This is a genomic window from Nocardia sp. NPDC023852, assembly GCF_040639505.1.
Taxonomy (GTDB): domain Bacteria; phylum Actinomycetota; class Actinomycetes; order Mycobacteriales; family Mycobacteriaceae; genus Nocardia.
In genome coordinates, this window is record NZ_JBFAAB010000002.1 from 534,508 (window position 1) to 546,724 (window position 12,217).

Sequence of the window (12,217 nt, forward strand, 5' to 3'; positions counted from 1 at the left end):
TCAGCGGCGCAAAACTTTTCGGGCCCGCCAGGTGCGTCGCAGTTCCGCATCGGTGCGATAGTGCCGGACTCCTTCGATGGGGCCTTCTGGCCGTCGCAGTTGACTCGGCGTGACCTGTCGCGCAGGCTGTCGTAAAACCGGACATTATTGTCCGGTTAGGAGTGGTCCGCACGTTTGTGTCAGATGACCCGAATCGAAAGGCTCGCCATGAGCAGCACGGACAGCGGCAGTCGAGTCGCATTGATTACCGGGGCCGGGTCCGGCATCGGGCGCGCGATGGCCCAGGACTTCGCCGCCACCGGAGCGCGCGTGGTGGTCGCCGACATCGACCTGGGCAATGCCGAGAAGGCCGCCGCCGAGATCGGCGACGCGGCCATCGCCGTTCGCGTCGACATCTCGGAACAGGCATCCGTCAACGACCTGGTACGGCGTACGCTCGACATCTTCGGCCGCATCGACGTGCTGTGCAACAACGCCGGTGTGCTCGACACTATGGCGCTGCCAGCCGACACTCCGATCGAGGTGTGGGACCGGGTGTTGCGTATCAATCTGACCGGAACCTTCCTGGTCACCCATGCGGTCGTGCCGCATATGCTCGCCAAAGGTAGCGGCGTGATCGTCAACACCGCCTCCGAGGCCGGTATCCGCGGCGGTGCCGCGGGGATCGCCTACACCGCTTCCAAACATGGCATCGTCGGCATCACCAAGAATGTGGCGTGGGCCTACGCCAACGAAGGCATCCGCTGCAACGCGATCCTGCCGGGCCCCACCCTCACCGGCGTGGCCGCCGAAGCGGCGAACTTCGACCCGGCGGGCGTAGCCCGGCTGCAGCCGATCATCTCGCTCAACCAGAGCATCGCCCAGCCCGACCAGATGGCCGCCGTCGCCGTCTTCCTGGCCTCCGACGCCGCGTCCAATGTGAATGGCGCGATCGTCCCGGTCGACGGCGGCTGGTCGGCGGGCTGAGTCGAGGCCGCGGCCCCGGCGGTGGTGATGACCCATCCGGTGCACCACTCGGTGCCGACGCCACCTTCTCGCCGCCGATAGGCCCTGGGGGCATCGGGTCGCCGGTATCGGCCACGGGCCCGACATCTCGGGTGAGATCGACCGGTACTCCGTGGCTGATGCCGGAATCAGCTGTAGCCGTCTTGGAGCTCCGCTTGACGCAACCGAACGGTTGCAATAATGTGAGTAGCAACTTTATGGTTGCTACTTGTTGGAGGCTGTCATGGGATTTCCCGACCAGATTGTGCGGACGGTCGAGCTCGCACACCCACCGGCCGCAGTGTGGACCGCGTTGACAACGGCCGAAGGCCTCGGCACGTGGTTCGGTCACGCGGCGGCGATCGACTTGCGTCCCGGCGGCGCCGCGCAGATGACATGGAAGAACGGCCACAAGGCCGATATGCGCATCGAGCGGGTCGAGAAGCCGTCGGTATTCGGCTTCACCTGGCCTATCCATGGTCTGCCGGACGACGACCCGCGCCGCACCTATGTGGAATTCACCCTGGAACCGGTAGACGCGGGGACGCGGCTCACCATGGTGGAATCCGGCTTTGCCCAGTTGCCGGCGGACGACTACCGCGAGGCATTCGACGGCAATACCGACGGTTGGGCGAACGAGCTGGGTGAACTGGTCGAATACCTCAATGCCGCCTGACATCGAGGCGATCGCCGAACAGGTGTTCATCGCCCTGGCCGATCCGAGCAGGCGTGGCATCCTCGCCGCGCTGGCCGCGGGCGGCCCGGCCACGGCAACGGATCTGGCCGATCGCTTGCCGATTACTCGGCAGGCGATCGCCAAACACCTCGCCCTGCTGGCGGATGCTGGCCTCGTCATGGCCGAACCGGGTGAGCGTCGCCGGGTCCGATACCGGCTTCGCTCAGCTCCGATGCAAGTGGCACAACAGTTTCTGGCCGCGCTGGCCCGCGACTGGGACGGCCGGTTCGACGCCTTGCGTAAGCACCTCGACGATTGAGGTCGGTGGCCTCCTGTGCACGTCCACCGACCGGCTCACGCAAGCTGGCGAGGTCGTCCGGTGGTGGTGGCGCGTATCACTCGCAGGCGGTAGCGGCACAGTTGCCATGCGGGCCACTTCTTGATGCGATCTGCCCAAACGGCTGGCGCTGCCGATCTTCGCCAGTGACCCCCTGTCATCGGTGGCTTATGCGGCTCGCTGCGGTTGAAGGCGCGCCTGCTGTTCGAACCCAGGGTGATGGTGACCAGCGTGCCGTGGCAGCTTCGGTCGTCGAAGAGGCGCGACCTGTCGCGAGTCGAGCACAGTCCCGGCGAAGTACGCAGAGGAATCACCGGTTCGTCCCCCGCACCGAAGTCGCGGACGGTCGTCACTACTACCGCGCCTCGCCGGTGCGCGACATGGCCATCGGTTGACGAGGCGGAGCTACCGATTGGTCCGTCGGGTTCCTTCGCTCAGCGGGCGGCTTGGTTACGGATGGTCGTCGTCTGCTGCGGCGGGCTGGTGCCGGTTGCGCGCGGTGGCTGGACCAGCAGTCGGGCGAAACGCATGCGGCCCGGTGTCCGCAGCAGCGATGATGCGGGAGTGGACGAGAAGACGTACCTGCGGTCCCGGCAGGCGCTGCACGCGACCGCGGAATTGTTGATCGCGGGCCCGCAGTATCGAGAGTTCGGCACCACCCGGCTGCGGATCGTGCAGGGGGGATTCGGCGGCGTGCGGTGGCCGTTCTCGGTCATCGGCACCGAACTGGCGTGGCCGGAAGGGCGAGCGCGACTACAGGGGACTTTCCGAGAGGTCGCACAGGCGGCGGGCTTCGAACCGGGAGCGCCGGAGGGGGCGTACGCGGAAATGACCGGCGCCGACCCCGATGCGCCGCTCGAGGTGGACATCTCGGCGGCAGGACTGATCGAAGAGTGGTTTGTGCTGGGGGACAGAGCTTTACGCTGTCTGGCGCCGGATGTGTCGCCGGTACTGTGGCCGGAGCACTTCGATCTGGCGAGCACCGTCACCGACGTCAACTATGGGGTGTCGCCCGGCGATGAGGCTCACCCAGGTCCGTACGCCTACGTCGGGCCATCGACACCGTGCGCCGGCGACTTCTGGAATGCCCCGTTCGGCGCGCTGCGTCCCCGCGACGAGGTGAATACCGTGGCCGCACTGCTGGAGTTCTTCGAGGAAGGCCAGGCCCGCGCGGCGCCGAGCTGAGGTGCCGACTGCGCCGATGGACGGCTACCCGGGCGCGGTCGCGGACGTGTCGCGCGCCAAAGCATGCAGATAGTCGGATGTCGATCGGTCCGCGGGAAAATAGGCTTCGACGGCGATCTCATCGAGTGTCACGTCGAACGCCGCACCGAATGTTGTGATGGTGTTGAAGAAGCACAGTTGCGCGTCCCCGTGCCGAATGCGGATCGTCAGTGCGATGTCGGCTCGGTCGAGGCGGACGGGCTCGGTGGGCGCGTACGCGCTCAGTTCGTCGTGCAGCGCGCCGAGCTCGGGGTCTCCGGTCTGCGCCGCCTGGCGGGCCAGCCGAGGGAGCAGAAAGGCGCGCACCTGGTCGAGATTGTCGAGGCGTGCCGCGAAACCTTCGGGGTGCAGGCCGATCCGCATAAGGTTCACACGGGGCTCACGCAGTGCGGGATCGACGCCGTCCAGGAAGACTCGGGCGGCCGCGTTGGCAAACAAGAGGTTCCAGCGGCGGTCGACCGCCAGCGCCGGATACGGCTCATGGCCGGAGAGCACCCGGCGCACGGCTGCGCGCGCGTCGGCGAGATTCGGGTCGTCCAGCGGCGTGTGCCGGTAGGCAGGCGCATGCCCGGCCGCCACCAGTAGCTGATTACGTTCGCGCAGCGGAATGTTCAGCTGTTCGGCCAGCCGCTCCAGCATCGGCGGACTCGGGACGGTGCGGCCGGTTTCGACGAAGCTGACATGCCGCGCCGACGTGCCCGCGCGCAACGACAGCTCGAGCTGGCTGAGCCCGCGCCGCCTTCGCCATTCACGCAACTGTTCGCCGACCGGGCGATTGTGGTTCACTGCGCCAGTATCGCCGCATGGGCGACCGAGCCACCATTACATGCCTGGTAATCGACAGTGCGCGGCCCCGGCTGCGACGGTGGCGGCATGACCAACGACACCCCCGCCATCCGAAACAAGAATCTCGTCTTGCACGCTCTCGCGCAGTTCGCTGAGGGCAACCTCGAGGTCCTGCGGGCGGCGCTGCACGAGGACTTCCGCGAGCACAGTCCCGGAAACCCCTCGGGCCGAGACCCGTTCATCGAGTTCGTGGCCGGCTCTCCGGTCGCGAAGGCTCGGATCGACGTGAAACGCGTCATCACCGATGATGAGTACGCCGTCGTGCACTACCACATGATTCCGGAGGACGATCCGCGCGGCGTCGCCGTCGTCGACGTCTGGCGACTGGTCGACGGAAAGATTACCGAGCACTGGGATGTGCTGCAGCCGGTGCCGGATCCGGACCTGATCCCGCACGGCATGTTCTGACGTGGTGCGCCGTGGCCGTCTCCGGTGGATCAGCGTGCGCTTCGCCGCCCGACAGAGCTCCGCGGCGGCTCCGGTGTCCAACAGGATTCGGCCCGCAAGGTCACGCGCCCTTGCGGGCCGCGGACTTCTTGGCGGTCTTCTTCGCGGGCGCCTTCTTCGTCGCGCTCTTCGATGCGGCGCTCTTGGACGCGGTCTTCTTCGCCGCTTTCTTCGGCTCGACCTTTTCGGGGGTCTCGGCGCCCGCGGAACGGCGTCCACTCGCCTCTAGGCTGCGCTGTAACGCGGCGACGAGGTCGACCACCTCGGCGTCCATCGCGCTGGGCACGGCCTCGGGCTGCTCGGGCACCTTTCCGGTGCCGCTGGCGATCGCCTCGTCGAGCAGGCGCTTCAGCTCGATCTGGTACTCGTCGGTGAACTGGTCCGGGTCGAAGTCGTCGGACATGGCCTCGACCAGCGTCTCGGCCATCTTGATCTCTTGCGGCCGCGGTTCGGCGACGCCGTCCAAGGATTCGAAGTCGACGGCGCGGACTTCGTCCGGCCACAGCAGCGTCTGCAGCACCAAGATGCCCTCGCGGACGCGTAATGCCCCGAGCCTGGTCTTTTGGCGAAGCGTGAAGTGCACCAGCGCCGTGCGGTCGACCTGCTCCAGCGTCCTGGCCAGCAGTACGTATGCCTTCGGCGTGCTGGAATCCGGTTCCAGGTAGTAGCTCTTGTCGAAGAGGATCGGCTCGATCTGATCGGATGGCACGAACTGCAGCACCGGGATCTCGTGCTTCTCCGCCGCGGGAAGTTTCGCGAAGTCCTCGTCGGTCAGGATGACCTTGTCGCCGTCGGGCGACTCGTAGGCCTTGTCGATATCGGCGTACTGGATGGGCTGACCGCACACAGTGCAGACACGGTCGTACTTGATCCGGCCTCCATCCTTGGCGTGCACCTGATGGAATCGGATGTCGTGGTCCTCGGTGGCCGTGTACACCTTCACCGGGACGTTCACCAGCCCGAATGCGATCGAGCCCTTCCAGATCGATCTCATGCCCTCCATCATCGCCGAACCCCTACGAACCGCGCGAGTGAACCGGAATCCCGAGTGTCGCGGCGGCGACGCGCCGTCGCAGCGGCCAGGGCAGGGCCGTGAACAGCGAGCGCATCGCCGCGAGGGTGCCGTGTAGGTCGGTGCGACCTGAGAGATACGCGCGTTGCGCGGCCGGAGACAGGGTGAAGAACGTGTCGAAGAACAGTGGGATATCCGTAGGCGGCAGGGCCAGCAGCGCCCGCAATCCGGCGGCGCGCAGATGGTAGACCGCTCGCGCTGAGGTTGGCCACACGTCCTGACCCGCCGCCACCGTATCGGCCGCGGCCAGCGCGGCGGCGACACTGTAGCCGGTGGCGGGATGCAGGAAACCGCCGGCCGCCCCGAACGTGTGGTGGTTCGGCCGTCCGCCCTGCACCGGGAAGCGAACCCGCTCGACCGGCTCCGTGCCGGTGAGCCGGATGCCGCGGGAGCGTAGGCGATGACGCAGGCGCTCACGCAGCTCGACGCCCGCGAGCGCCGGCCGCCCGGCCAGACAGGTCTCCTCCAGCAGCATCCGACCGCCGCCCAGCGGTACCGCGTAGAGAAACGAGCGTGGCGCGTCGGGCGGTGCGCCGTGGTCGGGGCGCCAATCCATGAACAGCGGCTCCAGGCCCACGCAACGCTCAGCGTCCAGGATCAACCCGTAGGCGGTCTGCTCGGCACGCGTGGGGGAGCGGGCGACACCACGCGCATCGATCACCCGTCCGGCCGTGAGCGGCGTGCCCGACGCGAGGGTCACACTGTCGCCTGTGATGTCCACCGCTCGGTCCGCGATCACCTGTGCACCGGCCAGGCGCAGGGAGTCGCGCAGCCGCGCGGTGTCCAGCACGACATATGCGCGGTCGAGGTGGTGCGCGCGAACTCCCCAAGCCATCGGCCGACGCACCGTCGCGGCGACGACCTCCGGGGCAAGCCAGTCCGGCAGCTCGTCGGCCCACGCCGCGTAGGTGGCCGTCCACGGGCGGTCCGGCAGGGGATCGACGACGGTGACCGTGAGTCCGCGCTCCAGGCCGCGGTGTGCGAGGGCGCGACCGGCCGGGCCGAGCCCGCAGACAACGAGGTCCGGCGTCACGCCGTGCCGTGGCCCGCTCGCGCCGTGCGGGTTGCGCCTCGGTGCATGTCTGGTCCGCCCCTTTCGCTCGCTCGGTGGTCGGAGCTTAGCCGCCACGTTCGCTCCGACGGGCGCTCCCGCAGGTGTTCGGCTCCGTGCTGTGCGAGCGGAGCTCATAGCCCTACCGGCGCGGGAATCAGCCGCGGGCGAGGTCGGTCCGGCCTCCCGCCGAGCCGACGGGGGCGCCGCCCCGTCGGAAACGGTGAACGAGCGAGCCTTCGGACGGGTCTCTGGCGTGCGAAATCGCCGTTCGGCTCTCGTCCGCTATGACTCGGGGAACCCCGACCCGTCCGTTCACCAGCGGTGGACAACGGATCGCGCTACTCGAAGGGATACCTTCCGCCCGTCGGCATCGCGCGGAAGGTGTTCTCGCCCACCGAAATTTCGACCCGCGTTGCTAGGATTCCTGGGCGCTGGCGCACGCACCCGGCCCCGGTGTCGAGGAGCAGGAGGTGTTCGGCGTACCGGTGTGCTGTCGTGGTCCGCCGGGCAGGTTAGGCGAACCGGCGACACCGCGCGAGTACGAGGACGGTGCGGCGGAACGAGTTAGGGGGACGCAGTGGTCGAGCTGACCAGGCGGCGCAGCCGGTGGATCCTGGGCGGGTTCGCGATACTCGCGCTGGTGATGGGCACGCTCAGCGTGACATTGTTCGACAAGATGCAGGGCGGGGGCTACATCGACCCTGGCAGCGAATCAAGCCAGGCGGCAACGGTCCTCCGCGAAACGTTCGGCCAGGCCACCCCGAATCTCGTGCTGCTGGTGCAGACGCGCGACTCGGTGGACGACGACGCCTCTGTCACCGCCGCGACGAAGCTGGTCACCGAGCTGACGTCCGCGGCAGGCGTCGTAGGCGTCACCTCGTACTGGACCGACAAGTCACCCGGGTTACGCAGCGCCGACGGCACCAAGGGCCTGATCATGGCCGGCGTCCTCGGGGAGGAAGCGGAAGTCCAGAAGCGTGTCGGTGATCTCGCCAACCGGTTCGGCGGCACGCACGGCCCGCTCGAGGTACGGGTCGGCGGCTACGCGATGTTGCTGCACGAGACGGTGGAACAGAGCCAGAAGGACGTCGTCCTCGGCGAGTCCATTGCCTTCCCGCTCACGCTGGTCGCGTTGCTGCTTGTCTTCGGCGGTCTGGTGGCGGCCAGCCTGCCGCTGGCCGTCGCCATGGTCACAGTGCTGATCACCGTGGGCGCGTTGTCGCTGATCGCGAGCGTCACCGATCTCGCGGCGAGCGCGACCGACGTCGCCACCCTGCTCGGGCTCGGCCTCGCGATCGACTACAGCCTCCTGATCATCAGCCGATACCGCGACGAACTGGTCGCCGGGCAGCAGCCCGCGGCCGCGGTGGTCGAGACGATGCGCTCGGCGGGCCGCACCGTCGTGTTCTCGGCAGTCACCGTCGCGGTGGCGCTGTCGGGTCTGCTGTTCTTCCCACTGCCTGCCGTGCGGTCCATGGGGTACGCGGGGCTCGCGGTCGCGGTGATCGCGGCGACCGTCGCGCTGACGGTGCTGCCCGCGATCCTGTTCCTGCTCGGCACCAGGATCGACAGCGGCCGGCTGTGGTGGTTCCTGCGCGCCGCGCGGCCCGCCGCGGGCGAGGGCGCCTGGCATCGCCTCGCCCGGTTCGTGATGATGCGGCCGGTGCCCATCGGCGTCGCGATCATCGGGCTGCTGCTCGTGCTCGGCGCGCCGTTCCTCGGTGTGAATCTCGGTTTCCCCGACGAACGTTCGCTGCCGGAGTCGATGAACAACCGCCAGATCACCGAGACGATCCAGCGTGATTTCGCCGCCACCGAGCAGAACGGGCTGTTCGCCGTACTGCCCGAGAGCGCTTACAGCGCAGCGGGGTTGGACGCCTACGCCAGAAAGCTGTCGAAGATCGAGAACGTTCACCGGGTCGATACCGCCACCGGCAGCTACAGCCACGGCGGCCTGCTCGCCGCACCCACCCCGGCCAATGATCGCTATCGCGCGGTGAACGCTGCCTACCTCGCGGTGGTTCCGGACACGACTGACCCCGTTGTGCTGAACCGCATCTCGGGCGACGTTCGTGCCACACCCGCCGCCACACCGGTCTTGGTCGGCGGCGTGGCGGCGGCAAACGCGGACGCGATCGACTCGGTGATATCGGTGCTGCCGTACGCGCTCGCCTTCGTCGTGCCGATCTTGCTGGTCGTGCTGGTCGTGCTCACCGGCAGTGCGGTGCTGCCGCTGCTCGCGGTAGTGCTCAGCGTGCTGAGCTTGACCGCGACCTTCGGCGCGCTGGTCTGGATCTTCCAGGACGGGCACCTGTCCGGGCTCCTCGGCTTCACCGTCACCGATGACCTGCCGCCGACGGTGCCGGTCATGTTGTTCGGCGTGGCGTTCGGCCTCGCCATGGACTATCAGGTGTTCCTGCTGGCCCGCATCCGCGAGGAGTATCGGCGCACCAGATCCAATGCGTTGGCGATCACCTCGGGACTGGAACGGATCGGCCGGATCGTCACGGCAGCGGCGGTACTGATCTCGCTGGTGTTCCTCGGTTTCCTCGCCTCCGACATCACTTTCATGAAGGCGTTCGGCATCGGCTTGCCGCTCGCGGTGCTGGTGGACGCGACCCTGGTGCGGGGATTCCTGCTGCCCGCGGCCATGGAGTTGCTGGGCGATTGGAACTGGTACGCGCCGGAACCGTTGCGCAAGCTGTACCGGCGATTCGGCATCGAGGGGGCATCCACACTCGTGACACCCGATCGAGCGGACTGGCGCCGGCCCGTCCGGCTCTGACCCGCGGCCGGTAAGGCCGGGCGGGGAGCCTGAGGAGGCCGTACGGGGTGGGATGGCCGCTCGGGAGTGACAACGAGGAAGGATGTCGTGGTGGCACGGTGACCGCCGCCGGCGCGGTCGGCGCCAAGGCAGTCGAGAAATTTCTGCCCTGCAGGCACGCCGACGCGCTGGGCGTGCCGGCAGGGCAGTTGCTTGTGTGTAGGCGGATCGTTACAGTCCGCCGGTGGACAGCAGCCCGCCGTCGACCCGCACCGTCTCGCCGGTGATCCACGCGGCCTCATCCGAAACCAGGAACCCGATCAGACGCGCCACATCCTCCGGCGATCCGAGCCGCTTCATCGGGTACCCGCTCGCGGCCTGATTCTCGTCGGCCGAGTACAGCGCGTCGGCGAACTTGGTCTTGATCACGCCTGGAGCGACCGCGTTCACCCGGATATTCGGTCCGAGCTGCCAGGCGAGTTCGTCGGTAAGGCGGATCAGTGCGGCCTTGGACGCGCCGTAGGCGGCGATGACGCCGGTGGAACGGATGCCTGCCACGCTGGCCACGTTGACCACGGCGCCGCCGTGGTCGCGCATCCACGCCTTGAATGCCTCCTGGACATAACCGAGTGCCGCGACCACGTTGACGTCGAAGATCTTTCGCACCGCGTCCAAGTCGGCCTCCATCAACGAGCCGAACACGGGGTTGATGCCGGTGTTGTTGATCAGGACGTCCAGCGAACCGAACTCCGCGACCGCGCGCTCGACCGCCGCCGCCCGATCCTCCGCGACGCCGGAGTTGCCTGCGAGCGCGACAACTTGGCCCTGGTGGCCCGAACCGCGCAGCTCGGTGGCCGCCTCCTCCAGCGGCTCCTTCTTGCGCGCGGTGATCAACACATTCGCGCCGCGGCTCAGCAGCTCCGCTGCCACCGCCTTGCCGATGCCGCGGCTGGCCCCCGTGACCAGAGCGCTCTTGCCTAAAAGATCAGTACTCATGCCATGGCACGCTAGCGCAGCTGTCGGTCCATTTCGTTACTGCCGTCACATGCGCGAGGCTGGATGGCGGGGCGGCCGTTCGTCCCGGGTAAAATCGGTGGTTCCTGTGCGCGTCGGGTCGCACAATCGTGCAGCAACCGTCCAGCACCACCAATCCTCGAGGAGAAGTTTGTGATCACCGCGACCGACCTGGAGGTCCGGGCCGGCGTCCGCACCCTGCTGTCGGCCCCAGGACCGGCGCTGCGGGTGCAGGCAGGCGACCGGGTCGGGCTGGTTGGGCGCAATGGTGCCGGCAAGACCACTACGCTGCGTATCTTGGCTGGTGAGGGCGAGCCATACGCGGGAAAGATTCTGCGTTCCAGCGATGTCGGGTATCTGCCGCAGGACCCGCGTGAGGGCAACCTCGACGTGCTGGCCCGCGACCGGGTGCTGTCTGCGCGCGGCCTGGACACGCTGATCCGCGACATGGAGAAGCAGCAGGCGCTGATGGCCGAGGTCGCCGACGAGAAAGAGCGCGAGAAGGCAGTCCGCAAGTACGGCAGGCTCGAGGAGCGCTTCTCCGCACTCGGCGGCTACGTCGCCGAGAGTGAGGCGGCGCGCATCTGCCACAGCCTCGGCCTACCCGACCGGGTGCTCGGCCAGGCATTGCGCACCCTGTCCGGCGGTCAGCGCCGCCGAATCGAATTGGCCCGCATCCTGTTCGCGGCCTCCGACGGCAGTGGCGGCCGCTCGGACACGATCCTGCTGCTGGACGAACCGACCAACCATCTCGACGCCGACTCGATCACCTGGCTGCGCGGCTTCCTGCAGAGCCATGACGGCGGGCTGATTGTGATCAGCCACGACGTCGAGCTGCTCGCCGACGTGGTCAACAAGGTGTGGTTCTTGGACGCGGTGCGCGGCGAGGCCGATGTCTACAACATGGGTTGGAAAAAGTACCTGGACGCCCGTGCCACTGATGAACAGCGCCGTCGGCGCGAGCGCGCGAACGCCGAGAAGAAGGCGAGCGCGCTGCGCGCGCAAGCGGCCAAGCTCGGCGCGAAGGCCACTAAAGCCACCGCGGCACAGAACATGGCCAAGCGCGCAGACCGCCTGATGGCCGAACTCGACGACGTGCGCGTCGCGGACAAGGTTGCCAGGATCAAGTTCCCAGAGCCCGCGCCCTGCGGCAAGACGCCGCTGATTGCCGAGAACCTGACCAAGGTCTACGGCTCGCTGGAGATCTTCACCGGCGTCGACCTGGCGATCGACCGGGGGAGCCGGGTCGTGGTGCTCGGGCTCAACGGCGCGGGCAAGACCACACTGCTGCGCCTGCTGGCCGGGGCGGAACAGCCGACCGCGGGCGCATTGGTGCCCGGGCACGGCCTGAAGGTGGGGTACTTCGCCCAGGAACACGACACCTTGGACGACAACGCCACCGTGTGGGAGAACATCCGCCACGCCGCCCCGGACGCCGGCGAGCAGGATCTGCGGGGGCTGCTCGGTGCGTTCATGTTCTCCGGTCCGCAGCTGGAGCAGCCCGCGGGCACCTTGTCGGGCGGTGAGAAGACCCGCCTTGCGCTGGCCGGTCTGGTCTCCTCGGCGGCGAACGTGCTGCTGCTGGACGAGCCGACGAACAACCTCGATCCGGTGTCGCGGGCGCAGGTGCTGGACGCTTTACGCACCTACGCGGGCGCGGTCGTGCTGGTGACGCACGACCCCGGCGCGGCGGAGGCGCTGTCTCCGGAACGGGTGATTCTGCTTCCGGACGGGACGGAAGACCATTGGTCGGCCGAATACCTGGAACTTATTCAGCTCGCGTGAGTTTCATCACACGA

General features: G+C 67.9%; 11 protein-coding genes. 7 read left to right on the forward strand and 4 right to left on the reverse strand.

Translation table 11 applies throughout. The features are described 5' to 3' along the window. Nucleotides 1–207 precede the first annotated feature (207 nt). The 4 genes from AB0H00_RS06210 (at nt 208) to AB0H00_RS06225 (ending at nt 3,182) form a co-directional block, all read left to right on the forward strand. Nucleotides 208–966 (forward strand): SDR family oxidoreductase, encoded by a 759-nt coding sequence (locus tag AB0H00_RS06210; RefSeq protein ID WP_357261593.1) that lies wholly within the window; start codon nt 208–210, stop codon nt 964–966. 262 nt (nt 967–1,228) lie between these two features. After that, entirely contained in the window at nt 1,229–1,660 is a 432-nt protein-coding gene (locus AB0H00_RS06215) for an SRPBCC domain-containing protein (protein ID WP_357261596.1), read from the forward strand. Next, nucleotides 1,650–1,979 (forward strand): metalloregulator ArsR/SmtB family transcription factor, encoded by a 330-nt coding sequence (locus AB0H00_RS06220; RefSeq protein ID WP_357261599.1) that lies wholly within the window; start codon nt 1,650–1,652, stop codon nt 1,977–1,979. Before AB0H00_RS06215 ends, AB0H00_RS06220 begins: the two co-directional genes overlap by 11 nt. Nucleotides 1,980–2,561: 582 nt before the next feature. Then, entirely contained in the window at nt 2,562–3,182 is a 621-nt protein-coding gene (locus AB0H00_RS06225; RefSeq protein ID WP_357261602.1) for a hypothetical protein, read from the forward strand. A gap of 24 nt (nt 3,183–3,206) precedes the next feature. Here the strand turns inward: AB0H00_RS06225 and AB0H00_RS06230 are convergent, their stop codons facing one another. After that, the gene (locus tag AB0H00_RS06230) at nt 3,207–4,007 is read right to left on the reverse strand and encodes a helix-turn-helix transcriptional regulator (protein ID WP_357261605.1); all 801 of its coding nucleotides are present in this window, start codon (nt 4,005–4,007) and stop codon (nt 3,207–3,209) included. Nucleotides 4,008–4,094: 87 nt separating this feature from the next. On the opposite strand from AB0H00_RS06230, the gene AB0H00_RS06235 reads away from it, so the two are divergent. Beyond that, nucleotides 4,095–4,475 (forward strand): nuclear transport factor 2 family protein, encoded by a 381-nt coding sequence (locus AB0H00_RS06235; protein ID WP_357261608.1) that lies wholly within the window; start codon nt 4,095–4,097, stop codon nt 4,473–4,475. 100 nt (nt 4,476–4,575) lie between these two features. On the opposite strand, the gene AB0H00_RS06240 is transcribed toward AB0H00_RS06235, so the two are convergent. Both AB0H00_RS06240 and AB0H00_RS06245 read right to left on the reverse strand, forming a co-directional pair. Next, nucleotides 4,576–5,508, reverse strand: a complete 933-nt coding sequence (locus AB0H00_RS06240; RefSeq protein ID WP_357261611.1) for a Ku protein — start codon at nt 5,506–5,508, stop codon at nt 4,576–4,578. A 22-nt stretch (nt 5,509–5,530) separates the two neighbouring features. Beyond that, nucleotides 5,531–6,619 carry a lycopene cyclase family protein gene (locus AB0H00_RS06245; protein WP_357262420.1) on the reverse strand — a complete coding sequence of 363 codons (1,089 nt, stop codon included), beginning with the start codon at nt 6,617–6,619 and terminating at the stop codon, nt 5,531–5,533. A 598-nt stretch (nt 6,620–7,217) separates the two neighbouring features. Between AB0H00_RS06245 and AB0H00_RS06250 the strand changes: the two genes are divergently transcribed. Next, entirely contained in the window at nt 7,218–9,425 is a 2,208-nt protein-coding gene (locus AB0H00_RS06250; protein ID WP_357261614.1) for an MMPL family transporter, read from the forward strand. 210 nt (nt 9,426–9,635) lie between these two features. On the opposite strand, the gene AB0H00_RS06255 is transcribed toward AB0H00_RS06250, so the two are convergent. Further along, nucleotides 9,636–10,400, reverse strand: a complete 765-nt coding sequence (locus AB0H00_RS06255) for an SDR family oxidoreductase (protein ID WP_357261617.1) — start codon at nt 10,398–10,400, stop codon at nt 9,636–9,638. Nucleotides 10,401–10,571: 171 nt separating this feature from the next. Here AB0H00_RS06255 and AB0H00_RS06260 point away from each other — a divergent pair, with 171 nt between their 5' ends. Continuing rightward, on the forward strand, nt 10,572–12,203 hold the full coding sequence (locus tag AB0H00_RS06260) for an ABC-F family ATP-binding cassette domain-containing protein (protein WP_357261620.1): 1,632 nt from the start codon (nt 10,572–10,574) through the stop codon (nt 12,201–12,203). The last annotated feature ends 14 nt before the right edge of the window (nt 12,204–12,217 follow it).